We start from the raw sequence: 23,257 nt of genomic DNA on the forward strand, positions 1-23,257 counted from the left end.
CGGATCCGGGAGGACCGCGCAGGTAAAGCGCAGAATCGACAGCACCGGGCAGGCGTCGGTGGCAAATTGCTGGCGATTTAAGGCAATTAGTCGCCCCGTCACCTGGCCTCATTTATAGAAAAAATTAAATCGCCATTGGCCTAAAAACCAATTGACCTAAGATACTTATCGCACACTAACAATCTGCACTAGCATATGTGTACACCCATGCAAACGCCGCACCCGCAACACCTCCCTCGCACCCCGCTGCAGCCTTTAGAATAAAGCTACGAATGTTAAAATTTGTCACGTTTTGGCGGAATCAATTCGATTAGTATCTAACGCTAGCAGCGATTGAACTGTCGGCCTTGCATGCCAGAAAAGGGAGTAGGTGATGCATTTTTCCAACGTCCTCGCTATTGCACGGACTACGTCTAAAACTGAGGATTTCAGAGCACTTATAGTTCGCACTGTACCGAATGATTTAAAAGTCGATACACGCAGCTACGGTCAACTAGTCGGTCACCATGAAGATCACGCCGATTATCGCGCCATCGTCATAGAAATCGACACGCCTTCTGCCAGCAGTCAAACCCTGGACATCATAAAAAAAACCAGGCATAAAAACCCGACTGGCCTAATAGTTGTCTTCATCACGTTCGCCTCTACTCAAAGTAAAACCAAATATTATTTGGCCGGCGCGGACTACTGCCTAAAAGTCACCGAAACCTCCCCTGAAGAAAAGTTGAGTTTAGTCGAGGCGTTTCTCAATGAAACGTATCGCTTGGACTGCTGCAAACTTATTCTCGATCAGGACCGGATGTGCATTTACGGCAACGGTCAGAAACTTGAGATTTCCTTCATCGAAATGAAAGTTCTCGAGGCGCTGATCTATAACCGACTGCTCAGTCACGATGAAATCGCCAATGTTATGGGGCTCAACACCAAATTCTACGACTCCCGAGCCCTGGAAAAATCCATCAGCCGCCTGCGCAGCAAAATCAAGGCGCGCTATGGCGAAAATATCATTCAGAACATCCGTGGCTACGGTTACAAGTTGAGCCGTGGGATTATTTCCGCCCAGTATTTGCACCCAACCCAGGAGAGATAGCATCGTGAATAACGAGAAAATATCGCCTGTCACAATAGCCCAACCCAAGCTCTTCAGACAAGCGATAGTTGAGCGCAGTTGCGCACTTTGGGGCAATGAGATTCGCGTAACCAGCGCACATAATCTGCTCAATCTCCCAGAGCATTCGCAGCCTTTGTATCGCGCTCAACTTAAATGCGCCTACCGTGACGCCCTGTCGCGCATCGACCCACGCATGACTGCCGATTTCAGCCATTTACCACTTGCTTCTGCACAGCCGGTGACTCATAAATTTCTGCGCATCGAGCAATCAGCGCTTATGTCCGAAGACACGCTCAAGGAACTTATCCAGGTCGCGCATGTCTTGGAAAGCTATAAGCAGCAACTCGTTATCACTATAGAAAACCCCTTGGACGCACTTCCCGGCCCCACAGAACGCCGCGCGATGGTGCGCCAACTGTATAACCTCAAAGACCGCAGCAGTATCAAGCTTGCCTACAATAACTACACACTGGATACAAAGCAGACTGACCTGCTGATCGAACTGAAACTCTATGACTATATAAAAATGCCATTTCCGGATGTGCTCCTGAGACTCAGCCTGAATATACGCTCGGATCTGTTCGACCGGCTCTACGACCGCATGTTAGAACTGATAAGCACCAGCCGAGCCTCATTCATTGCAGACAAAGTTGAATTCTCTGACAGTGCAACACTCGCTAAGCGCTTGCCTTTCAATTACTTTCAGGGCGGTTATTACTCGCCGGCCGAAAATGTATAAAACTCAACCCATAGGACCATGGTAACCACTATGAGCTCACTCAAAAAACACCTATCCACCACTACGCCCACCTTTATTCCGCTGCCCGACTTTGCGTCGCATGCGGAGTTACTCTATGGCGATATCGCTTGCCCGCCGCGAACCAAGACAGCAGAAACCCAGGCAACCAGCACGCCATTGTTTGGCAACCAGTATTTCAATTCGCACTACACTAACAATTCAACGATCGAAAAACCCGACAGCGCCAATAACGCATCAACGCCGGTCATTTACAAAACATTGCAACCCTACAATAAACTGGAACTAAATGTTCAACTCCACAGCACCGACAGGCCTCAAAAAGCGCTGGCAACCCTCACTGAAAAACCTCCGCTACAGGCACCCGACTACTGGACCTTTACACAACATGATCGAATGCTGGTCAAGGGTGGTTTACGCATTTCCTTGACCACGATTGAGTCAGCACTTATCAAAAAAATGTTACACCATGAAGAACGCGTGGTGAGTAAAGAAGAACTTATTCGCAATATTGGTCGCGAACCCGAGTTGTATCGCGGCCTGGAAATGTGCCTCAGCCGACTTCAGGAAAAATTCAAGCGCGTCAACGATGGCGAGCGTTTGTTCCGTTCGGTGAGAAATCGGGGCTATTGCTTGACCCAGAGGATAAAAAACCCCCTGGAACTCGCCCAGCAGCTTCGCTGAAAAAAATATAATAATTCCAGAGTCGTTAATCTTGGCGTTGATCACGCTCCACTCTCTGCCTTTTTATAACAATCCGTCTCACCCAACAGCCACTTAACTATCGCTATGTGCCTGTTATAACTCGTCAGCTACTGCCCCCTGCCGTTGATTAATATCAATCTGTGCGCGCCTACGCGTGCCTGTCTATTTGGCTGTTTCAATGCCACGCCTCGCTTAAGCCTGCCACCATGAGTGGTCACCACTGGGAGCAGTAGTATGCTGAATAACCGGAGAATGCATCGTAACCTAACACCCAAAGGTCTGACCTTTTGGGGGCAGTGGACGCTGGCGTCAAGTTTGGTCGTCACACTGTTATTTGCATTGGTTATTTTAAAGACTGGCCAGCTGGAATATCCCTACCGGGTATTGGCTGCCTTTAGCATATTGGCCTCGATCCCGGCCTATATGTTATGTGACGTCTACAGCAAGAAAGATGATTACGCGGTGGGACTGGGCCGACTCTTCATGGGTTGGTTACTTACCCTGCTGATACTGGTTGCGGTGGGTATTGCCTGCAATGCTAACGCGTTGTTCCCCCTCGAAATCCTGCTACTGTGGGCGGCGATTAGTTATGCCGTGCTGGCGCTCTGTTACATCCCGGTCCACAGTCTTTCCCGCTATTACCACGGGCAACTTCACGAGCGACATAAATCGCTGATCGTGGGTACCGGTAAACTTGCTGCCGACCTGGCGAAAACACTTTCCCGGCAAAAACGCTCACCGTTGGTCGGCCTCGTCGGCGCCACGGCGACTGCAGCCCCGGGCGTGCAATCGCAGATACTCGGCGAGCTACCGGACCTCCCGCAGTTGATCCGGCAGCACGGCATCCGCAGGCTGTACATCACCCATTCGCTGCAGGAAGCCACCCATATCGAGGCGCTGTACATCAACCTGCTGGAGATCAGCGTCGACGTCATCTGGGTCCCCGACCTCAACAACATGCTGCTGCTCAATCACTGCGTGGCCGAGGTGGACGGCCTGCCGGCAATTTTCCTCAATGAAAGCCCGCTGACCAGCCGTCCGACCGCCGCACTGAGCAAGTCGCTGCTGGACAAAAGCGTGGCCTTGCTCGCGCTCATCCTGCTGAGCCCGCTGCTGTTGCTGTTCGCCGTGCTGATCAAACTGACCTCCCCCGGCCCGGTGATCTTCAAGCAGGACCGTCACGGCTGGAACGGTCAGGTGATCAAGGTCTGGAAGTTCCGCTCGATGCGCGTGCATGACGACCACGAAGTACGCCAGGCCAGCCGCCACGATTCACGCATCACCCCCGTGGGGCGTTTCATGCGCCGCACGTCCATCGATGAACTGCCGCAGTTGTTCAACGTGCTGCAAGGGCACATGGCCCTGGTCGGTCCAAGGCCCCATGCGGTTGCGCACAACGACTACTACTCAGGGAAGATTCACGCGTACATGGCGCGCCACCGTATCAAGCCCGGTATCACGGGGCTGGCGCAGATCAATGGGTGCCGGGGCGAGACCGAGACCCTGGAGAAGATGCAAAAGCGCGTCGACATCGACCTGCGCTACATCAACACCTGGTCACTGTGGCTGGACATCAAGATCCTGCTGAAAACGCCGTTCACACTGCTGTCCAAAGACATTTACTGAGGCAAACAAAGGGGGACTTCACGTCCCCCTTTCCTTGTCTATTCAGTGATCTTCTCGAAGTTCCGATAGAACAGATCACTGTCACGGCCATCGGTCATCGTATGCAGCGAATACGCGCGATTGAGGCGCGCGCCGCCATCGCGGGTCAGCGGCGCCCACACCAGATTGGCGCGGCGCATCGTCGACAGGCTCATCAGCTCATCAAAGGGAATTGACAGGTAAAGGCCTTTGTCGAAGCTGCCTTCGCCAAAGGCTTCTTTTGACGCGGTGGTGCGGGTGACCCAGGCGCCAATCCGCACGCCATTGTTGAACTCGCGCGACAAGTCCAGGGTGGCGCCCCAGTCCCGGGCCAGGTAGCGACCGACACTCAGCGCACCCTGTGTGTTGAACGGCAAGTCGGTGTAGCCGGTGATATGCCCCGTGACCGTGCGGTAGTCGCGCAGGCTGAAGTCCTGTTCGAACCCGCGCTGGCGCACGTAGTTCAGGTCGGCGCCCAAGGCCCAGCGCTGGCCCATCGGCCGGTACAGCACCTCACTGCCGACACCGGCGTACATCGATTCCAGCAACCCGCCGTAGACCATGCCATACAGGTCCTGATCCAGTCGCACCGCGTGGTTGAGCTGGAACGTCGGCACGGTCACGTCAGAGCTGGTCATGTACTTGCGCAGATCGGTACGCACGCGCGGCAAGCCGCTGGGCGCGTCGTAGGTGAAGCCATCGTAGTTGTTCAGCAGGTTGACGCTGAGCAGGCCGCTCCACCAGGTGTTGCGGGTGAAGCGGTATTCGGCGTCGAGGTCGGCGGAAATCTGATACAGCAGGCCATCCGGCCCGCCGACGTTCTGCTTGTAACCCAGCCCGACGCCGTAGCTCAGGGGCTTGGGCGCTTGGGTGTAAAGCAGCGTTTGCGCCTGGGCGCTGGGCGGGTTGACTTCGGTCTGGCGATGCAGGGTCTGCAGGGGCTCGCGTTGGTTGACCACCTCGCGGAACGTCTCGCGGGGCACGCTGGTTTCTTCGATCGGCATGGCGTACCGCTCGCTCACCAGGGTGAACCAGCTGATCTGGTCATTGACGCTGTCGTCCAGGATACGGCTGGCGCGCCCCACGGCCTTGGCGCTGTAGAGATAGCGCTGCTGCTCGCCATACACCAATAACTCAGGGCCGCGCTGGGCAATCCGCTGCACGTTATAGCCGGCATTGTCCTGCAAACGCTTGGACACCGCGGCCCAATCCACTTGATCCATCGCGACGCTCGGCGCCTGGGCGGGCAGCTTGGGGGCCGGCGGGTCGTAGGTTTTGACCGGCGCCTTGCGGCTGACGAAATTGGTGTGCAGGGTGATACCGAACATCGCCGTGTTGCCGCGCTCCCACGCGGCACTCAGGTCGACGGAGTCGGCCACCTTGTAAACCAGCCCGAGGTTGACCGGCGAGTCCTGGCGCAGATGGTTGTTTCGAGGCTCGTTTTGGTAGTCGTTGCCCTCGTATTCCAGCTTGAGGCTCAACGGCGCCCAGGGTGTCTGGTAGGCGACGCCGCCAAACAGCGCGGGCCGGCCGCGGAAGTAACCGTTGGAGAAATTGCCGGAACCTTCGGCGGTGGGCCGCTCGTTGAAGCGATCACTCAGCGCGCCCAGCGGGTTGCCGAAATCGCCCCGGCTGCCCAGGTAACCCCAGGCGATGCCCGCACTGAAATCGAATTCGCCATAACGCTTGTTGGCCACCAGGTACTCGCTGGAAAACAGCCCGGTGCCGCCCAGGTCGAGCATCCCCAGCGCGACCTGGGGCAACCAGTGGCTTTCCTCGTAGAGACGCACTTTGGCGTCGACGGCCTTGTCCTTGTAGCTCTGGCTGCCACTGAACGATTCGGGGCCATAGGGGCGGTTGGTGATGGCGGTGTAGCGAAAGGTGCCTTCGAGCCAGTCCAGCGGTTGCGCGGAAAAACTGTAGCGACTGTAAGGTTCGGTGCGGTTGGCATTGACGCTGAGTTCGCCGGCCGGGGCCATGCGTGCGGTCGGGGTTTGCAACAGCCCGACCCCGCCAAAATCACTCTGGGTGTAACGCGGATCGCCGTGCGCGACGCCACAGGGCACCAGCAGCACGGCTGCAATACATAATTTCAAGGCGTGACCTCAGCCAGGGGTTGGGTGGCAAGAAACTCGGCCAGTTGTTGGTTCAGCTCAGGGGTGGGCGGTTCCAGGTCGTCGCTGCGCAGCGGCACCAGCAGCGTGCTGCCCGGTGCAGGCGCGGCCGCCGTCTCGCGGTTCCAGGGGGCAATGCCCAGGCGCGTGACCAGGCCGTCGGGCTGGATCAGCCACAGGTAGTCGACGTCGGCCCCCGCCACCGCCGGGCATTCGTCGAGATAATCGCGTGCCGCCCGCATCGGCAGGAACGCCAGGGTGCAAGGCTGCGCGACCGCGCCCAGGACGCGCACACCTGCCGGCCTGGGCGGGTAGATCAGTCGATCGCCGTCGCTGACCCGCAGATTGGGCGCAAAACCGACCTCCACCGCCACCGGGTCCAGCATCGCGCGTTGCCGGCCGGTCACCGGCAAGGCCTGCACCTGTCGATAAACGCGCGCCGCCAAGTCGGCCCGGCTGTCGTACCCGGCGGCCAAGGCAGCCTGGCGCAACGTATCCAGGTCAAACAGCACACCGGCTTTGAGCCGGGCCTGGGGCTCGATCAATGGCTGGTGCAGCCAAGCCGCCGCCAGCCAATAGCCCTGGGCATCCGGTTGTGACGCAATGATCGCGTCGAGCAAGCGCGCCTCGGGCGGCAGGGCGATCGGCCCGGGGTGCAGGACTTGGCCGCTCACCGTCAGGGCGGCGTGGCATGCACTGGCACAACTCCACAACAGCGCCAGCGCCCATCGTTTGCGGGCGGTCATCGGGCCTCCTTGCGGGCGGGTTGCAGTTGGGTGATTTTCAACGTGAGGCGCGGGCTGAGGTGCTGTTCGCTTTGCACAATGAAGCCGTCAGTGGGGTCGACCCAATAGCGGTTGCGCGCACGAAACCCCAGGGCCTCGGCTTCGATGTCCTCATCGACGCGCAACAAGGTGTAAGGCTTGTCGAGGATCTCGAGCGTCTCCATGCCCTCGCGGGTCAGACGGCTGGTGACGGTGATGCCGACGCGATAGCCATCCACCAGGTCGATCTGCCGGCTGCTGCGGTAGCCGTCCGGCACGCGGTGCAGCCCCTGCTGGAACGGCGACTGCCCTTGCCAGCGCGTGCCATCCAGATCAGTGCCGAGGCCAACGGTACGCACCACCAGGCCATCGCGCATCAATAGCACCTGTTTGCCGGAGGCGACCCAGAACTGCAGGTCGTCGCGCTGACGAATCAACGCCATCACGCCTTCGCTGGACACCGTGGTCACTTTGATCTGGGGAAACGGCACGGCGTCCACCTGGGCCTGGCTCAGCACCAATGGCGCAGGTCCGACGACGGCCGCCTTGAAGGTATCGAGCGAGGCCTGCATCAGTGGATTACAGCCGCACAACAGCCACGCAAGGCACACGTAAATACCGGTTTTCACACTGTTCACGCAGGTTCCACCCTTATCGGCTGTTGGCTTCGCTCAGGTTGTTTTGGGTGGAAGCACCGGTGCCGATGATCGAGGCGGAAGGTATCAACTGACTGATGACCCGGTTCCAGCGGGTGATATTGGCGGGGCCGACGAACACCACGTCCTGGGGCTGCACGTCGAAGCGCGTGGCCAGGGCCATGGCTGCCGGGGAGCCGGCTTGCAGATGGAAGACCTTGGCCGGTTGCGTGTCCAGGTTCTGTGCGCCGCGGATCACGTAGATCGCATCGGCGTTCGAGGTGTTCTGGTTGATGCCGCCCACCGAGCCCAACACATCCGTGAGGTTCATGCTGCGTGTCTTGAAACTCAATGCGCGGGGCTGCATGACCTCGCCCATCACATAGATGCGCTTGCGGTCGTTGTAGGGCAGGTACAACTGGTCACCGTCCTTGAGGTAGATATCGTTCAAGCGCGACGGGTTGAGATTGAACGTGTCCAGGTCGAGTGTGTAGCGCTTGCCGCCGCGGGTCAGCGTGAGGTTCGAGAGGTCGGCATTGATCGGATCGACGCCGGAAGCACCGATGGCCTCCATGACGCTCATCGGGGTGGTGGTGATCGGTACAGGCCCAGCCTTGAGCACTGCCCCGGTGATCACCACTCGCTGGCTGGCAAAACGCAGCACACTGATATCCACCTGGGGGCTGTCGATGTACTGACGGAGCTTATCGGTGATTTCACTGCGCAGCGCCGCGAGGGTGCGGCCCTTGGCAACCACTTCGCCCACGTAGGGGTAGAACAGGTTGCCGTCGGGGTTGACCAGGCGCCCGTTGGCATCGATTTGCTGCTGCGGACCGGAAGGCGCAGTCAATTCCGGATGGTCCCAGACCGTGATGTACAACGCATCATTTGGGCCGATCAAATAGGGCCCGGGTTTATAATCGAGCAGTTCTTTGGGAAGCGCATAAGAGACTTGAGTCGCCGCGTCCATGGCCAGCAACTTTGGAGTAATCGGGATCAACTCCACGCGACTGCTTTCAGCACCGCCCTCCTTGGTCATTGCCTCGGTATCCATATATTGACCGGGCGCAAACATGCAGCCTTGTAACAATGCGGAGGCCACGACCGCCACAGAAAAAATACGCATCATAGTGCTAAGACACTCGCGATAAACGACAAGAAAAAAAGACTACTTGGGAGGGGTTTCCAAGCAGTCTTATAAAGCGGAAGGCGTTCTGTTAGTTGCCGGTACCGGTGGTACCCGTGGTGCCAGTGGTGCCTGTGGTGGTGCCTCCATTGGCGCTGCCACCGCTGCTGGACGCGGCGGCGACGCCCGCGACCAGGGCCGCGCCGACCAGCAGGGTTTCCCCCACCGTCACAGAGCCGACCACCGCGGTACTCAGGCCAAGCGGCAACTCGGCAGCCATGGCAGAAGTACTCAAGAGACTGAGCACAATAATAGCCAGTTGTTTTCTCATATCAGACTCCTTATCGATAGTGAGCATTTAGCAAACGAGCGGGTGCCGCTGAAATACACCTTGATAGTGCCACTCAAGTAAACAACGCACCAGCCCGGACATTACCCGGAAAGTTGAACGTATTCGTTCGAAAATAACATTTCTCGAAGCCAGCCCCCGTGTATCAACACGTTGAGGCCGCGAAACTAACAAGGCTGGCGGTTTAACATCGGAGCAAATGTTATTAATTGTCGGAAAACCTCAGGCCCGGCCGTACTTGTCTTCGAAACGCACAATATCGTCCTCGCCCAGATAAGAACCCGACTGCACTTCGATCAATTCCAGTGCAATCACGCCAGGGTTCTCCAAGGCATGCACCTGGCCAATGGGGATGTAGGTCGATTGGTTCTCCGAGACCAGGTACGTCTGTTCGCCATTGGTGACCTTGGCCGTACCGCTGACCACGATCCAGTGCTCCGCACGGTGATGATGCATCTGCACCGACAGCTTGGCGCCGGGCTTCACGGTGATGCGTTTGACCTGGTAGCGGTGGCCGCTGTCGATGGCGTCATACATGCCCCAGGGCCGGTAGACCTCACGATGGTTGAGGTGCTCATGACGCCCGTCGCGCTTGAGTTGGTCGACAATGCCCTTGACCTGCTGCACCTGGTCCTTGTGCGCCACCAGCACCGCGTCCTTGGTTTCGACGATGATCAGGTCCTGCACGCCCACCGTGGCGACCAGGCGGCTGTCGGCGTTCACGTAGGTATCGCGGGTATCCAGTTGCAGCACATCGCCCTGCAGCACGTTGCCGCCGTCGGTTTTCTCGCTGGCTTCCCATAACGCCGACCAGGAACCGATATCACTCCAACCGGCCTGCAACGGCACCATGATCGCGTCGCTGGTTTTTTCCATCACCGCATAATCGATGGAGTCGTCCGGGCAGGCGGCGAATAGCGCCTCATCGACCCGGGTGAACAACTGATCCTGGCTACCCGCGGCCAACGCCGCGCGGCAGGCCGTGAGAATCGCCGGCTGCAAGCGTGCCAAGGCGTCCAGGTAACGGCTGGCACGGAACATGAACATGCCGCTGTTCCAGTAATGATCGCCCCGCGCCACGTAGTCGGCAGCGGTGGCGGCATCCGGCTTCTCGACGAAACGCTTCACCGCATACCCGCCCTCGCCCACCGCCTCGCCCTGCTCGATATAGCCGTACCCGGTGTGCGCGCTGGTCGGCGTGATGCCGAACGTCACCAGCTTGCCGGCCTCGGCCAGCGGCAGCGCCACCGCGAGGCTGGCATGAAACGCGGGAACATCTTCAATCAGATGATCCGCCGCCAGCACCAGCAGGATCGGGTCGCGGGACTCGTCGAGCGCCTTGCAGGCCGCCAGCGCAATCGCCGGCGCGGTATTGCGCCCCATGGGTTCGAGCAGGATGCTCGCCTGCTCCATGCCCAATTGACGCAATTGTTCGGCCACCAGAAAACGGTGCTGCTCATTGCAGATCACTTGCGGCAAGGCGACATCCGCGCCCTCCAGTCGACCGATGGTCTGCTGCAACATCGACAGGCTTTTATGGGTCAGGCGTAAGAACTGTTTGGGGTTCAGTTGCCGCGAGAGCGGCCACAGGCGCGAACCCGAACCGCCCGCCAAGATCACCGGTAATAACATGAACGCGTCCTTCGATAGAGGGTCAGAAATAGGCACGGGTGTTCTCGTGTACACGTGGGCTGTAGCGCAGCTCATCCAGCGGCCACCAGCGGTAATGCCGATGCTGCTCGGTGGGCGGTTCCAGGACCTGATTCTCGGCAAGGGTCAGGCAATAACCCAGCACCACGTAGTGGGTGTCCGGGCCGTTCCCGGCGTTGGCGAAGACGCTGTCGTCGTAGAAGTGCTCGAACACACCCAGCAGCTGCGCATCGGCGCGTTCGAAGGTGTGGCCGAGTTCTTCGTGGGTCAGGCGGCGGAAGGCGTCGTCCAGGGTTTCGTTTTTCTGGATGCGCCCGCCGGGGACGAACCAGAAGCCATAGGCCGGCCGGTTGATCCGCAAGCCCAGCAGCGTATCGCCGTTGGGTTTCCTCACGATCAAGTCGATGGCCACCAACGGCGTCGACGTCACGACCGTATTGAAGGTCGGTAAATCAAGCCACATAAGCGTCAGACCTGTGCCATAAAGCGTTGGAGGACACGCTCTTTATCGAGAAAATCCGCGGCGTAGTTCAACGCCACCCTGTTGCGCACAGGCAATGCCAGCACCCGCTCGATCCCTGCATTCAGGGCGCTGACCGATTCGGGTTCGACCCGCACGGCAATGCCCGGATGCTCGTCGCACAGCCGGCCAAGGGTGGTGTCGGGGTCAGCGGTGATGATCGCATTGCCGCCGACGGCCAGAATGTTGGTCAACTTGGAGGGCAATACCGAATCCGCCGCGCCGCGTTTCTGGATCACCAGGTGGACGTCCGCCGAGGCCAACAGCGCAGGCAAGTCTTCATAGGCCTGCAACGGGGCGAAGACCACGTTGTGCAGGCCCTCGCTGTGCGCGCGCTGCAGCAGGCGGGCCTGGCCGGCGCCCTGGCCGACGATCAGAAACACCAGCTCCGGGCGATGGACGTGAGCCTGGGCGGCATCGAGGATCAGTTCGAGCCCCTGCTTCTCGCCGATGTTGCCCGAGTACAACAGCACCCGCTTTCCCGCCGGCACGCCGAGCCGTTCCAGCAGCCCGCTGTTGCGCGGTACATCGAGGAAACGCTCGGTCTCCGACCAGTTGGGAAAGAACAGCAGGCGCTGCGCCTCGACGCCTTTGCCGGCCGCCTTCTCCAGCATGCCGCTGGATATCGTCGAGACCCGGTCAAAGCGCCGCAGCAAGCCGCGCTCCACACCCCACGCGAGTCGCCGCAGTAACGGGCTGCCGCCCAGGCCCAGGCCGAACATCGCATCGACTTCATAATCCTGGATATGCAGCACGGACTTGGCGCCACACAGCCTGGCCAACAACAAGGCCTGGGGCGCGCAGAACAAGGTCGGCACCACCAGGATGACCAGGTCCGGCTTCCAGCGCAGTTGCCCCAATACCGCCAGGCACGAGCTGGCGGAAAAGCTGATCAGGTGCAGCAAGCGCTTCAGCGCCGTGGGCTTGCGCGGCACGTACAACGGGCAGCGCACCACCGTCACGCCGTCGACCTGTTCGGTGCGAAAACGCCACGCCGAGTAGCCCTCGCCGACCTGCCATTGCGGGTAATACGGCGGCGCCGTGACTACCCGCACCGCGTGGCCCTTGCTGGCGAGCCAGCGCGCCTGTTCACCGCTGTACTTGCCGATGCCGGTCAGCTCGGGGCTGTAGTTGATGCCATACAAAAGGATCTTCATTAATGGCCCCGAGGCTGTTCGAGGGCCGCGAGATACGCGTTGTAGGCATCGCGCAGCCCCTCCTCCAACGGCACGTAGGCTTCCCAGCCGAGGGCGTTGATACGGCTGACATCGAGCAACTTGCGCGGCGCACCGTCGGGTTTGCTGGTATCGAACCGCAAACGGCCCTTGAAGCCCGTGACCCGGGCCAGCGCCTCGGCCAGTTCGCGGATGGTGCAATCCACGCCGGTGCCGACGTTGACGTGGGAACGCATGGGCTCGGTGTGTTCGCCATAGCCCTCCTGGCTGAGTTCCATCACATGCACGCTGGCGGCCGCCATGTCATCCACATGCAGGAACTCGCGCCGTGGCGCGCCGCTGCCCCAGATCAGCACTTCTTCGTCACCGCGCTGTACCGCCTCATGAAAACGGCGCAGCAAGCCGGCGATCACATGGCTGTTGTGCGGGTGGTAGTTGTCGCCCGGGCCGTACAGGTTGGTCGGCATCACACTGCGGTAATCGCGCCCGTGCTGGCGGTTGTAGCTTTCGCACAACTTGATGCCGGCGATCTTGGCCACGGCGTAGGGCTCGTTGGTCGGTTCCAGCGAGCCGGCAAGCAGCGCCTGCTCGGTCATCGGCTGGGCGGCGAGCACCGGGTAGATGCACGACGATCCGAGGAACAACAACTTGAACACCCCATGAGTGTGGGCGGCGTGGATCACATTGGCCTGGATCATCAGGTTCTGGTAGATGAAATCGGCGGGGTACGTGGCGTTGGCGTGAATCCCACCGACCCTGGCCGCCGCCAGGTACACCTGGTCGACCCGTTGTTCGGCGAAATACGCGTGCACGGCCGCGGGGTCCAACAGGTCCAGTCGATCGCGGCCGGCGGTGAGGATCTGGGTATAGCCCAAGGCCCAGAGGCGGCGCACGATGGCCGAGCCGACCATACCGCGATGGCCGGCGACAAAGATCCGTGCGTTCAGATCACGTGCCATGCTCAGTTCTCCACGGCAATCGGCGCATCGTGGCCGTGCAGGCGCAGCAACGCGTGGCGCCGCGCGATTTGCAGGTCTTCGCGGACCATCTCCGCACACATCTGCTGGGCGCTGATTTCCGGCACCCAGCCCAGCTTCTGCTTGGCCTTGGACGGGTCGCCCAACAGCGTCTCGACTTCCGCCGGGCGGAAGTAGCGCGGGTCCACCCGCACAATCACGTCACCCACCAGCATGCCGGGCGCCAGGTCGCCGTCGATGTGCTCGACCACCCCGACTTCCTCCACGCCCTCGCCGACAAAGCGCAAGCGCAGCCCCAGTTCCGCCGCCGACCAGCGAATGAAATCGCGCACCGAATACTGCACCCCGGTGGCAATCACGAAGTCTTCGGGACTGTCCTGCTGCAGCATCATCCACTGCATGCGAACGTAGTCCTTGGCATGGCCCCAGTCGCGCAAGGCGTCCATATTGCCCATGTACAGGCATTGCTCCAGGCCCAGGGCGATGTTGGTCAAGGCGCGGGTGATCTTGCGGGTGACGAAGGTTTCGCCACGACGGGGCGACTCGTGGTTGAACAGGATGCCGTTGCAGGCATACAGCCCGTAGGCTTCGCGGAAATTCACGGTGATCCAGTAGGCATACAGCTTGGCCACGGCATAGGGCGAGCGCGGATAGAACGGCGTGGTTTCCTTTTGCGGGGTTTCCTGCACCAGCCCGTACAACTCGGACGTGGAGGCCTGGTAGAAGCGGGTCTTCTTTTCCAGGCCAAGCAGACGGATGGCCTCGAGGATGCGCAAGGTGCCGAGGGCGTCTACGTCGGCGGTGTATTCCGGCGAATCGAAGCTGACGGCCACGTGGGATTGGGCGCCGAGGTTATAGATCTCGTCCGGCTGGATCTGCTGGATGATGCGCGTCAGGTTGGACGAATCCGCCAGGTCGCCATAATGCAGGATCAGGTTTTTATGCAGGGCTTGGGGGTCTTGGTAAATGTGATCGATGCGCTGGGTATTGAACGACGAAGAGCGGCGTTTCAAGCCATGCACGACGTAGCCTTTTTCCAGCAACAGTTCCGCCAGGTAAGAACCATCCTGCCCGGTAATCCCGGTAATAAGCGCGACTTTTTTCATGTCTATCTCCCAAATAATAGGCGAGCGAAGGCCGACACCCGAACTTGGGTGTTTGTTAAAAACGGTCAGTTATTTCGGTATGGGCAGCGTCAAGTTATGTCCGGTCAACTTTGAAAGTTCGCGGACGATTGAGTCCTTATCGTCTAAGTGAGCGATCGCGGTTTCCAGTTCAAGCACCTTGGCGCCCACCAGAAAGCGGTACCAGTAACCTTGCAGCAAGTGATAAACCAGGCCGCTGCGGCCATCGAGAAAACCCAGTTGAACGATGTAGCGCCAGAGGAAGTACGCCGTCGAACTCAAGGTAAACGGCACGCGGTTATACACCCGGTTTTTAACCAGGCGCTTGAGCTTGGCCTGGAACGAACTGTGGCCCTCATTCAATTCATGGCGCACCGCAAACAACCCCAGGCGCGAGTTGATGATCTCAATCGCTTCACGGGTCGCGTACTGGTTGTGCTTGTGGGTGAAGAACGTCAAGTCGTGCAGGTTGTGATCGGCAAACCCGCCCTCCAGGGTGATGGTGCGACCCTCGGCCACCGAGATGTGCTCGTCCATCCAGCGATCTTCGATGCGCCCCTGCCCCGTGCGCCACAGCCGCAGCATCTTCAACGGGTAGCGGCCGCCATGGCGCACCCAGCGGCCCATGAAAATATGCTTGCGCTTGAAGTTGATGCCGGTGATGCCCTGGTCCAGCGTCGGCAGCCGCGTGTTGATCTGCGCCGCCAGGTCGGCCTCGATGATTTCATCGGCGTCCAGGCGCATCGTCCAGTTACCGGTGATCGGCAAATTATCCAACGCCCACTGGAACTGCTTGGCCTGGTTGACGAACGCGTGCTGTACCACCAGGGCGCCGTGGCGCCGGGCGATCTCGCAGGTGTCGTCGCTGGAGAACGAGTCGACCACCAGCACTTCGTCGCTGAAGGCGCGCACCGACTCGATCGCGCGGGCGATATGCAGGCTTTCGTTGTAGGTGAGGATGATCACACTGACGGTTTCGCGTTTCATGTCAGCCACCGTGCAGGTGAGGCAGGTTATGCGGTGCGGTCATCAGGCTTGACTCCCTTGTCGTGGTGCAGGCTCTTGCAGATGCTGGGTACGCTGGCCGATAAGCCGGGTCGGATGCCCGGCATGCACGGTCCACGCTTGCGCGATGTTTTTGATGACGAGCGCGCGGGCGCCCACGACGACGCCATCGGCAATACACACGCCCAGCGTGATAAAGGCATCGGCACACACCCATACGTGCTCTCCGAGCACGATCGGTTTGGCGTAGAGTTGAAAGTTGCGACTGTTGTAGTCATGCGACCCGCCGCACAAATGCGCGCCCTGGGAAATCACGCTGTAACGCCCGATAGAAATCAGCGCCATGTTGTAAATATTGGTGTCATCGGCAATGCCGACATGGTCACCCAGCTCGAGATTCCAAGGCGCCCACACTTTGGCCCGCGGATAAACATGCACACCCTTGCCCAGGCGCGCGCCGAACAGCCTCAACAGAAACGCCCTCCACCCATGAAAGGGACGCGGGCTGGTACGGAATAGCAGCACATAGACCGTGTTCCACAGCTGCCGCCGCAACCGATGGGACAATGAAAATGAAGCGGCGCGATACGGATCATTGCCTTGGAGAATCATGCAAGGCACTCCCGCACGATCTCCAGCAAACGCTGCGCGCCGCGTTGGATATGAAAGCGTTCGGTAAAACAGCGGCGGGCACGCCCGGACATGTCCGCATACTGCTGCGGGTCGAGCCGCAACCAACGACGCAGGTTATGCACGGCGCCCAGCACCGTGTCGTCGCTCACAAAGCCAACCGCGTCGGCTTCGATTTCGCGCCAGATGTTGACCTTGTTGCTGATCAGCACCGGTTTGCCGCAGGCCAGCGCCTCCGCCACGACCACGCCGAAATTCTCCTGATGGGACGGCAGGCAAAACACCTCGGCGGCGTAAAACGCGCCCCATTTCGCGGCGCCCTGCAACATGCCCGGCCACGTCACGCGGTCGGCGATCCCCAGTTCCACGGCCTGCGCCTGCAGCGCCTGCACCCAGCCGCCTTGATCGGGCCCGGCCATGACCAGGTGCAAGCGTTCGTCTTCGCCAGCCACTTGGGCAAAGGCTTGCAGCAGGTGGTCGCAGCCCTTTTTTTCGTGGATGCGGCTCAGGAACAACAGCACCCGTTTGCCCTTCAACACCGGATGCTCATCAACAAAGCGCTGCGCCAGCGCTGCACCGCCCGCCGGCGGGCTGGCGGTGCCATAGGCGGTGACCGTCTCTTTGGCGCGGTACAGCCAAAATGACTCGCGCGCACGGATTTTCTCTTCTTCACTGGTAAACACCACGCGCTGGGCATCCCTCAATACGCGGTATTCACCCCATGGCCAGTACAGCCATTTCTTCAAATGCTTGAGCGGATATGCGTGCTTGAACCAGGGGTCGAGCATGCCATGGGTATAAACGATGTAAGGCCGCCCCAACTTGTGCAGGACCTGGCGCGCAATAAACCCGTGGTACTGCCACAAACCGTTGACGATAAAAAAATCGTAGTCACTGGCGTGTTGTTCCAGCCATTGGCGGATCCTGGCGTTTACGCCATACCCAAACAGGCTCGGCCCCATGAAGTGAACGGTTCCCGGGTAGTCGACGGCGAAGTCCGCATCCAGCGTCAAGACATCCACGAGATGCCCGTTCTGCTGGAGAATCTTGTCGATTTCACGGGCAGCGTTGATGGGGCCGCCCTTTTCCGGTTTAACCGAAGAGATGATTCTTAATAACTTCAAGTGCTGTCCGCTCATCCGTTGAATTGATTCAAGTCTTCTTGCAAGCGGCAAGAATCAGGCAGGCGTAGAACACGCCAAAGGCCAGGAACGTGCCCTGCATGGTCATGACCCCATTGAATAAAATCGGCGCCAGGAAACCGCACAGCAGCAATGGAACGCCGGTGCCCTGCCTGATCAGCGCTTTATAGGCTTTGAGCAGTAACCAGATCAGCAAGAAGATCCTGAACAGGATAAAGAGCGCCCCGATGGGAAGGCCCAGTTCCAGGATGATCCGCGACCATTCATCTTCGGCCAGCAAAAACCCCGCGCCTTGCTCGCGCCCCGCGCGCAATATCGCCGAGGCGGCATTCGTACCCGAGCCGATGCCGTGTCCCCAGAGCGGTGCATCGTCGATCACGCGAGTGAACGCATACAGACTGGAGAATGCCCGGGTCACCGGCGAACCTTCACTGGCGACGGCACTCCGGTTGCGTTCGACGAGAATCTGGTAACTGTCGGACGACATGAAAATCAGCAGGCTGACAAACAGTGCCGCCACCAGGAAAAACAGCGACAACAGGTTTCTTTGCGATTTCTTGATCAAGGCGACCATCAAGGCCGCCAACAGCACGATGGCGGCATACGCATAGATGGCCCGCGATCCGGTCAAGAAACACATCACCGCCACCGAGATGGCCGACACGGGGAACAACAGGTATCGCCCGGCGAACACTGCGCGGAACAAGGCCCGGTCGAAAATCGCCGCCACCAGGAAAGCAAAGCAGGCAGACACGTAAACAACGTGCCCGGCGGTGAACGTGAACGTCCCATACGGCCGGACAACCCCGTCGGCGATCATGAAAATGAAGTCATCGTCCCCAATGCCTTTATTGACGAAGGCTTGCGGCCCGGACGAATACTGCATGACCACCAGCACGCTGATGGGAATCGCCGCAAACAGCGTGATCCGGGCAAAACGGTAGACATCGGCCAACTGCAGGGTTTTTCCGGCAACGAATATCAGGGGGAAATACAGCAAGTAGTTCCTGACGCCATAGCCGTAGATGATCAGCCCTTCAGGGCTGCTCAACAAAAATGCGGAGACCAGAACAAAGAACACCACCAACAACATGACGAAGTACGCCGACAGCAGGTTCTTGGAAAAAAAGCCGAACCTGAACGCGTACCAATAGATATAGAGAACGATCGGATCCTTGATGAAATAGATGGCCGAGCTCAGGCCCGGCAGCAGCCACTTGCGCAAAACCCCTTCAAACAAAATGAACAGATAGATCAGGACAAACGCACTGACCACGCGCTTTCTGTAACGCTCCTTCAGGCTGGACAGCTCAGGGTTGGCCAAGGATTGCATCCAGCACCTCCTTGGCGTAGGTGTCCCAGGTCGTCCTACCTGCCGAGAACACCGCGTTGTGCTTAAGCGCACTGAGTTTTTCACTGTCATCGGCCAGCTCGACCAGACGGGCAGCAATGGCCTCGGCGGAACGGATCGGCACCACATACCCGTTGAAACCGTCGATGATCAAATCCGCCGCGCCACAATTCTGCGAAACGATGACCGCCGTCCCCGTGGACAGTGCCTCGCCCACCACCAGGCCGAACGCTTCGGCGAGTGAAGGCAAGACCAGCACGTCGGCCGCCAGCAATTGGCGGATGACCTGATCGTGGGGCGCCGAACTGAGCCAGCGATACTTCTTCAGCTCGCTATTGAGCGCCTGGTTACGCCCATTGGCATAGTCGGCACCGATGACGGTGACATCCAGGGCAACGCTGCCCGACGCGATCTTCAGCGCCTCGAAAAAATACGAGATGCCCTTCTGCTGGGTCAGCGCACCGACAAAAATCACTTTGAGCGGCCCCCCGGCCCGGACATTCACCTCTTTGTGGACCATCGGTGCGGGTGCGCCATAGGGGGTCACCGCAACTTTTTGGTGGGCGATGCCGGATTCACCCAGGGTGCGTTTGGCAAACGTGCTGGCCACGATGATCCGATCCGCCAACGCCAGTTCGGCGGTCTGCTTGCGAATGGTGGTTTCGCTGAGGTTGGGAATGCTCGCCCGCCACGCGGGGTTCGCTTCACGCTCATGGTCCAGCATCCCGCACGCGTAGGAAATGGAGCCGAAGGCCGCCTCATAATTGAGCGTGATCCCGCCAACCGCCTTGGCGGCGGTGAACAGGGCCTTGCACTTGCCGTCATAACCGTACACTTGGCTGGGTTTGCGCGCGGTGTTGTACAAGAACTGCGCGCTGGCCCGATCAATGTGTTCGTACACATTTTCCGGGCAGAACATCCCAATGTTGCGCTGCGTAAGGCTGTACCACTTCAACTTGTCACAGAGCACGCGAGGCACATCGTAGCGCGGGTAGCTGTGCAGCAACGCACCGTCGACCATGTCGAACGTGCGCCGCAGGCACTCTTTGCCGACGACCGGAAGACGGCAAAGCCAAGAGTCTTTATGCAACGCCAGCGAGCTATGGAACGAATGCAGCAAGCGCCGTTGATTCAACGCACCCAACAGCGCGCGAACGTTTTGATTACCCACCGGATGAGCGACCAGGATCATCTTATTTACCCATCCAGGCTTCAACCACGGCACTCGACCTGACCGGGCTGTAGGTGAACGCGCACTCGGCGCGACGTTTGATCGCGACCGCCGGGTTACCCGCGACGATCGTGAAAGGCGCTACATCGCGGGCAACGACACTGCCCGCACCGACCACGGCGCCTTCACCGATGGTCACCCCCGGCAAGATGATCGCGCCCGTGGCAATCCATGCGTAATCGCCAATCACCACCGGCGCGACCTTCAACTGCCAAGCGGGATCGTCCACGCCGTGCGTGCCCGTCAGGATTCGTACACCGTCATTGATCGCAACATGCCCGCCAACCTTCACGGGGGCGTGCAATTGGATAAACGTGCGCTTGCCGATAAAACTGCCCGCGCCGATGCTGAAACGGCCAACGGCGCCTTCAAACTCCGCATCGTTGATCATCACCAGCGCACCGATAGTCGCGCCCTGTCGGCGCAGCCGGCACTGGCGGTGGTTGGCCTGGAGCAATCGGCTGAGCAGCAGCGCGCGCTTGGCCAGGTATTTCAACCCGACGAGCTTGAACGGGCTCACCTTCAGCCGGTGCTGGAACAGGTAATTAATTAACACGGGCCATCCTCTGTTCAAGACGATAAAACCCGCGTTTGGCAAAGCAGAACAACACCCCTTCCGTGGCCACCAGCACATAACAGACACCCAGCAGTCCGAAGTCTTGAGCCAGGCAAAAAACCGCGAGCACACTGACCATCGACACCAACATGAACACCACGGCAAACGCCGAGTAGGAAGCGGTTGCCATCATGGCCACCCAGTACACCTGCCACGCCACATGCGTCAGTGCGCCGACAATCAGTACCAGCATGACGGTTGCCGAGTAATCCGCCTTTCTGCCCGACCAGACATCGAATATCGACCCGCCGAATACCACGATCAGCGCACCCATTACACAGGCAATGGGCAGTGAAAACCTCAGCGCATAACGAATCATTTTCCTGACCAACTGGTTGTCACCGACGGAGAATGCATAAGAGATTTCCGGCCAGATCGACTGATTCACCACCGTGGAAAACTGCACCAACACCCTTGAGATCGTTCGGTAAAGACCGAATATCGCGGCATGGGCCGGTGACAGCAGTATCGACAACAAAATCGTCAGCCCTTGAACATTCAGCGCCAGCCCGATCGGAAAGGCCAAAGACGCCAGCGAGGGTCTGATCAAGGTGATGAACGCCCGCTTCCCGACCACCGAAGGATCGAAGCGCAAGCTGATGCCCAGCCGATCGGCCAGCAGATTCTTGACCACAATTCCGCTCGAACGGACGATCAACAGCGCCAGGCTGGTGGCAACCAGGCTATGGGTGAGATACGCGCACAGTAAGGCGGCCGACCATTCCAGCATCCTGATCACATTCATGATGAAGGACGACAAAGGCAGCGCCTTGGATGCGCGGTAACGTATCGAAACCATGTTGGTCAGCAGGCACAGCAACGAATACCCAGTCAACGCCGAGAGGATCAATACCCCATCGCCGCTCCGGATGGACTTGAGATTGAGCAGGCTGAACAGGTCGAAAAACGCCAGAGAGCCAACAGCCAGCAATAACACGCTAACCCCCACCAACAGTAAAAACGCAAAGCTGGTGCTGTAGACCGCACTGGCAACCTTCAACCGGCCTCGCTCATGCCATATCACCACCTTGCTCGAGGCGGCGGTGGTAACCCCCAGGTCGGACAACGCCAGGTAGGTGGGGATCGCAGACAGCACGACCCATTCACTGTAGGCGCCAAACCCCCAACTGGCGATCAGGACCGGGACACTCACCAGTTGGATCAGCAGATTGACCACCTGACCAAACGAGTTGGCGCCAATGCCGTTGACGACTCTTTTAAGCACACTCATGGGAGGACCTATACCGTATTGAGAGGTCGCCCAATGGAAATGTACTCAATGCCTTTCTTCAGCACGCTGCCGGGGTCGAACAGGTTGCGTCCGTCAAAAATCAACGGCTGTTTGAGTTGCCGTTTGATCACGTTGAAATCCGGCGCCTTGAATGCCTGCCACTCGGTGACGATCATCAATGCATCCGCACCTTTGAGGGCTGCCTCCTGAGTGCCGCACAAGCGCAAGTCGTCGCGGTCGCCATAAATGCGCTGGGTTTCTTCCATGGCTTCCGGGTCATAGGCCTGCACCTTGGCGCCCGCGCGCCACAAGGCCTCCATCAGCACCCGGCTGGGTGCTTCGCGCATGTCATCGGTGTTGGGTTTGAAACTCAGCCCCCAGAGCGCAAAGGTCTTACCCGCCAGCTCGCCGTTGAAGCGACTGGAAAGCTTGTTGAACAGCGTCTGTTTCTGTTCGGCATTACGCCGTTCCACGGCCTTGAGCAGCGTGGCATCGAAGTCGATGCCGTCGGCGGTCTGGATCAACGCCTGGACATCTTTGGGGAAGCACGAGCCGCCGTAACCGACGCCCGCGTAAAGAAACTGATAGCCGATGCGCGGGTCGGAGCCGATCCCCTGGCGAACCATCTCGATATCGGCGCCCAAGCGCTCGGCCAGGTTGGCCATCTCGTTCATGAAACTGATCTTGGTGGCGAGCAGGCAGTTGGCTGCGTACTTCGTCAGCTCGGCGCTGCGTACATCCATCACGATGATTCGGTCGTGATTGCGATTGAACGGCGCGTACAGCTCGCGCATGACCGCTTCGGCCTGTGGACTGGCCGTGCCGATGACAATGCGGTCCGGCCGTGTGCAATCGGCAACCGCACAGCCTTCCTTGAGAAACTCCGGGTTGGACACCACCTCGAAGCTCAAATCGCTGCGGTCGCGCTGAGCCAGCATGGCCGCAATACGCGCGCTGACCTTATCGGCCGTGCCCACCGGGACGGTGGATTTGTCGATGATCGTCAGCGCCGCGTCCATATGCAGACCGATGGTTTCAGCCACCGCCAGCACGTACTTGAGGTCCGCGGAACCGTCTTCGTCGGGAGGCGTACCCACGGCGATAAACTGCACTTCGCCATGCTTGACCGCGGCCACGCCATCGGCGGTGAAGTTCAGGCGACCGGCAGCACGGTTATCCCTGACCAGAGCCTCCAGGCCAGGTTCATAGATCGGAATATGCCCCTGATTGAGACGTTCGACCTTCGAAACGTCGATGTCGATGCAAAGCACGTCGTGACCGACGTCAGCAAGTACCGCGGCCTGGACCAGGCCGACATAACCGATGCCAAAAACTGTAACTTTCATAGCGTTTCTCTTTGAACCTGCGGCCAGTGGTAAAAAGGCTGCTCGTTGGACGTC

At 59.3% G+C, this 23,257-nt stretch carries 22 protein-coding genes; 4 read left to right on the top strand and 18 right to left on the bottom strand.

Annotated features, from left to right (window positions below; translation table 11 throughout):
* The first annotated feature begins 373 nt into the window (after nucleotides 1-373).
* The 4 genes from C8K66_RS27000 (at nucleotide 374) to C8K66_RS27015 (ending at nucleotide 4,199) form a co-directional block, all read left to right on the top strand.
* Nucleotides 374-1,090, top strand: coding sequence for a winged helix-turn-helix domain-containing protein (locus tag C8K66_RS27000; RefSeq protein ID WP_046383821.1), 717 nt, complete (start codon nucleotides 374-376; stop codon nucleotides 1,088-1,090).
* Between the two features lie 4 nt (nucleotides 1,091-1,094).
* Nucleotides 1,095-1,850 carry a hypothetical protein gene (locus tag C8K66_RS27005; protein WP_108526491.1) on the top strand — a complete coding sequence of 252 codons (756 nt, stop codon included), beginning with the start codon at nucleotides 1,095-1,097 and terminating at the stop codon, nucleotides 1,848-1,850.
* Between the two features lie 30 nt (nucleotides 1,851-1,880).
* Nucleotides 1,881-2,552 (top strand): helix-turn-helix domain-containing protein, encoded by a 672-nt coding sequence (locus C8K66_RS27010; RefSeq protein WP_108526493.1) that lies wholly within the window; start codon nucleotides 1,881-1,883, stop codon nucleotides 2,550-2,552.
* A gap of 255 nt (nucleotides 2,553-2,807) precedes the next feature.
* Complete coding sequence (locus C8K66_RS27015) at nucleotides 2,808-4,199, top strand: undecaprenyl-phosphate glucose phosphotransferase (RefSeq protein ID WP_108526496.1); 1,392 nt, start codon at nucleotides 2,808-2,810, stop codon at nucleotides 4,197-4,199.
* Nucleotides 4,200-4,237: 38 nt separating this feature from the next.
* On the opposite strand, the gene C8K66_RS27020 is transcribed toward C8K66_RS27015, so the two are convergent.
* From C8K66_RS27020 to C8K66_RS27105, 18 genes are all read right to left on the bottom strand, one after another.
* On the bottom strand, nucleotides 4,238-6,313 hold the full coding sequence (locus C8K66_RS27020; RefSeq protein ID WP_057004819.1) for a YjbH domain-containing protein: 2,076 nt from the start codon (nucleotides 6,311-6,313) through the stop codon (nucleotides 4,238-4,240).
* Complete coding sequence (locus C8K66_RS27025; RefSeq protein WP_108526498.1) at nucleotides 6,310-7,077, bottom strand: capsule biosynthesis GfcC family protein; 768 nt, start codon at nucleotides 7,075-7,077, stop codon at nucleotides 6,310-6,312. The genes C8K66_RS27020 and C8K66_RS27025 overlap by 4 nt, the downstream gene beginning before the upstream one ends.
* Nucleotides 7,074-7,733 (bottom strand): YjbF family lipoprotein, encoded by a 660-nt coding sequence (locus C8K66_RS27030; RefSeq protein WP_046383827.1) that lies wholly within the window; start codon nucleotides 7,731-7,733, stop codon nucleotides 7,074-7,076. The genes C8K66_RS27025 and C8K66_RS27030 overlap by 4 nt, the downstream gene beginning before the upstream one ends.
* Before the next feature lie 13 nt (nucleotides 7,734-7,746).
* Nucleotides 7,747-8,859 carry a polysaccharide biosynthesis/export family protein gene (locus tag C8K66_RS27035; protein WP_079443579.1) on the bottom strand — a complete coding sequence of 371 codons (1,113 nt, stop codon included), beginning with the start codon at nucleotides 8,857-8,859 and terminating at the stop codon, nucleotides 7,747-7,749.
* An 88-nt stretch (nucleotides 8,860-8,947) separates the two neighbouring features.
* Nucleotides 8,948-9,187: a hypothetical protein gene (locus C8K66_RS27040; RefSeq protein WP_046383829.1), complete on the bottom strand. Its 240-nt coding sequence runs from the start codon at nucleotides 9,185-9,187 to the stop codon at nucleotides 8,948-8,950.
* A gap of 240 nt (nucleotides 9,188-9,427) precedes the next feature.
* Nucleotides 9,428-10,837 (bottom strand): mannose-1-phosphate guanylyltransferase/mannose-6-phosphate isomerase, encoded by a 1,410-nt coding sequence (locus C8K66_RS27045; RefSeq protein ID WP_046383830.1) that lies wholly within the window; start codon nucleotides 10,835-10,837, stop codon nucleotides 9,428-9,430.
* 22 nt (nucleotides 10,838-10,859) lie between these two features.
* Nucleotides 10,860-11,318 carry a GDP-mannose mannosyl hydrolase gene (locus tag C8K66_RS27050; RefSeq protein WP_046383831.1) on the bottom strand — a complete coding sequence of 153 codons (459 nt, stop codon included), beginning with the start codon at nucleotides 11,316-11,318 and terminating at the stop codon, nucleotides 10,860-10,862.
* A gap of 5 nt (nucleotides 11,319-11,323) precedes the next feature.
* A complete protein-coding gene (locus C8K66_RS27055) occupies nucleotides 11,324-12,532 on the bottom strand; it encodes a glycosyltransferase WbuB (RefSeq protein ID WP_108526500.1) in 1,209 nt (402 codons plus the stop codon).
* Nucleotides 12,532-13,509: a GDP-L-fucose synthase gene (locus C8K66_RS27060; protein WP_079443577.1), complete on the bottom strand. Its 978-nt coding sequence runs from the start codon at nucleotides 13,507-13,509 to the stop codon at nucleotides 12,532-12,534. The genes C8K66_RS27055 and C8K66_RS27060 overlap by 1 nt, the downstream gene beginning before the upstream one ends.
* Before the next feature lie 2 nt (nucleotides 13,510-13,511).
* A complete protein-coding gene (gene gmd / locus C8K66_RS27065; protein WP_046383834.1) occupies nucleotides 13,512-14,633 on the bottom strand; it encodes a GDP-mannose 4,6-dehydratase in 1,122 nt (373 codons plus the stop codon).
* A 69-nt stretch (nucleotides 14,634-14,702) separates the two neighbouring features.
* On the bottom strand, nucleotides 14,703-15,638 hold the full coding sequence (locus tag C8K66_RS27070) for a glycosyltransferase family 2 protein (RefSeq protein ID WP_046488486.1): 936 nt from the start codon (nucleotides 15,636-15,638) through the stop codon (nucleotides 14,703-14,705).
* A 42-nt stretch (nucleotides 15,639-15,680) separates the two neighbouring features.
* Nucleotides 15,681-16,268, bottom strand: a complete 588-nt coding sequence (locus C8K66_RS27075) for an acetyltransferase (RefSeq protein ID WP_046383836.1) — start codon at nucleotides 16,266-16,268, stop codon at nucleotides 15,681-15,683.
* On the bottom strand, nucleotides 16,265-17,410 hold the full coding sequence (locus C8K66_RS27080; RefSeq protein WP_102617947.1) for a glycosyltransferase: 1,146 nt from the start codon (nucleotides 17,408-17,410) through the stop codon (nucleotides 16,265-16,267). Before C8K66_RS27080 ends, C8K66_RS27075 begins: the two co-directional genes overlap by 4 nt.
* 28 nt (nucleotides 17,411-17,438) lie before the next feature.
* Entirely contained in the window at nucleotides 17,439-18,761 is a 1,323-nt protein-coding gene (locus C8K66_RS27085; RefSeq protein WP_057004822.1) for an O-antigen ligase, read from the bottom strand.
* Nucleotides 18,739-19,971 carry a glycosyltransferase family 4 protein gene (locus tag C8K66_RS27090; protein WP_057004823.1) on the bottom strand — a complete coding sequence of 411 codons (1,233 nt, stop codon included), beginning with the start codon at nucleotides 19,969-19,971 and terminating at the stop codon, nucleotides 18,739-18,741. The genes C8K66_RS27085 and C8K66_RS27090 overlap by 23 nt, the downstream gene beginning before the upstream one ends.
* Nucleotide 19,972: 1 nt before the next feature.
* The gene (locus C8K66_RS31485) at nucleotides 19,973-20,566 is read right to left on the bottom strand and encodes a DapH/DapD/GlmU-related protein (RefSeq protein WP_269783961.1); all 594 of its coding nucleotides are present in this window, start codon (nucleotides 20,564-20,566) and stop codon (nucleotides 19,973-19,975) included.
* Nucleotides 20,556-21,857, bottom strand: a complete 1,302-nt coding sequence (locus tag C8K66_RS27100) for a lipopolysaccharide biosynthesis protein (RefSeq protein WP_057004824.1) — start codon at nucleotides 21,855-21,857, stop codon at nucleotides 20,556-20,558. Before C8K66_RS27100 ends, C8K66_RS31485 begins: the two co-directional genes overlap by 11 nt.
* 8 nt (nucleotides 21,858-21,865) lie before the next feature.
* Nucleotides 21,866-23,203: a UDP-glucose/GDP-mannose dehydrogenase family protein gene (locus C8K66_RS27105; RefSeq protein ID WP_046383840.1), complete on the bottom strand. Its 1,338-nt coding sequence runs from the start codon at nucleotides 23,201-23,203 to the stop codon at nucleotides 21,866-21,868.
* Nucleotides 23,204-23,257: the final 54 nt, after the last annotated feature.

The organism is Pseudomonas sp. GV105 (genome assembly GCF_003058185.1).
In the GTDB taxonomy this organism is placed as follows: Bacteria; Pseudomonadota; Gammaproteobacteria; order Pseudomonadales; family Pseudomonadaceae; genus Aquipseudomonas; species Aquipseudomonas veronii.

What these genes read in the sequence shown, in the direction of transcription:
- C8K66_RS27015 (WP_108526496.1), top strand. Translation starts at nt 2,808, where the DNA reads ATGCTGAATAACCGGAGAATGCATCGTAACCTAACACCCAAAGGTCTG.
- C8K66_RS27050 (WP_046383831.1), bottom strand. Translation starts at nt 11,318, where the DNA reads ATGTGGCTTGATTTACCGACCTTCAATACGGTCGTGACGTCGACGCCG.
- C8K66_RS27000 (WP_046383821.1), top strand. Translation starts at nt 374, where the DNA reads ATGCATTTTTCCAACGTCCTCGCTATTGCACGGACTACGTCTAAAACT.
- C8K66_RS27070 (WP_046488486.1), bottom strand. Translation starts at nt 15,638, where the DNA reads ATGAAACGCGAAACCGTCAGTGTGATCATCCTCACCTACAACGAAAGC.
- C8K66_RS27105 (WP_046383840.1), bottom strand. Translation starts at nt 23,203, where the DNA reads ATGAAAGTTACAGTTTTTGGCATCGGTTATGTCGGCCTGGTCCAGGCC.
- gmd (WP_046383834.1), bottom strand. Translation starts at nt 14,633, where the DNA reads ATGAAAAAAGTCGCGCTTATTACCGGGATTACCGGGCAGGATGGTTCT.
- C8K66_RS27040 (WP_046383829.1), bottom strand. Translation starts at nt 9,187, where the DNA reads ATGAGAAAACAACTGGCTATTATTGTGCTCAGTCTCTTGAGTACTTCT.
- C8K66_RS27045 (WP_046383830.1), bottom strand. Translation starts at nt 10,837, where the DNA reads ATGTTATTACCGGTGATCTTGGCGGGCGGTTCGGGTTCGCGCCTGTGG.
- C8K66_RS27035 (WP_079443579.1), bottom strand. Translation starts at nt 8,859, where the DNA reads ATGATGCGTATTTTTTCTGTGGCGGTCGTGGCCTCCGCATTGTTACAA.
- C8K66_RS27090 (WP_057004823.1), bottom strand. Translation starts at nt 19,971, where the DNA reads ATGATCCTGGTCGCTCATCCGGTGGGTAATCAAAACGTTCGCGCGCTG.
- C8K66_RS27100 (WP_057004824.1), bottom strand. Translation starts at nt 21,857, where the DNA reads ATGAGTGTGCTTAAAAGAGTCGTCAACGGCATTGGCGCCAACTCGTTT.
- C8K66_RS27055 (WP_108526500.1), bottom strand. Translation starts at nt 12,532, where the DNA reads ATGAAGATCCTTTTGTATGGCATCAACTACAGCCCCGAGCTGACCGGC.
- C8K66_RS27060 (WP_079443577.1), bottom strand. Translation starts at nt 13,509, where the DNA reads ATGGCACGTGATCTGAACGCACGGATCTTTGTCGCCGGCCATCGCGGT.
- C8K66_RS27075 (WP_046383836.1), bottom strand. Translation starts at nt 16,268, where the DNA reads ATGATTCTCCAAGGCAATGATCCGTATCGCGCCGCTTCATTTTCATTG.
- C8K66_RS27010 (WP_108526493.1), top strand. Translation starts at nt 1,881, where the DNA reads ATGAGCTCACTCAAAAAACACCTATCCACCACTACGCCCACCTTTATT.
- C8K66_RS27025 (WP_108526498.1), bottom strand. Translation starts at nt 7,077, where the DNA reads ATGACCGCCCGCAAACGATGGGCGCTGGCGCTGTTGTGGAGTTGTGCC.
- C8K66_RS27085 (WP_057004822.1), bottom strand. Translation starts at nt 18,761, where the DNA reads ATGCAATCCTTGGCCAACCCTGAGCTGTCCAGCCTGAAGGAGCGTTAC.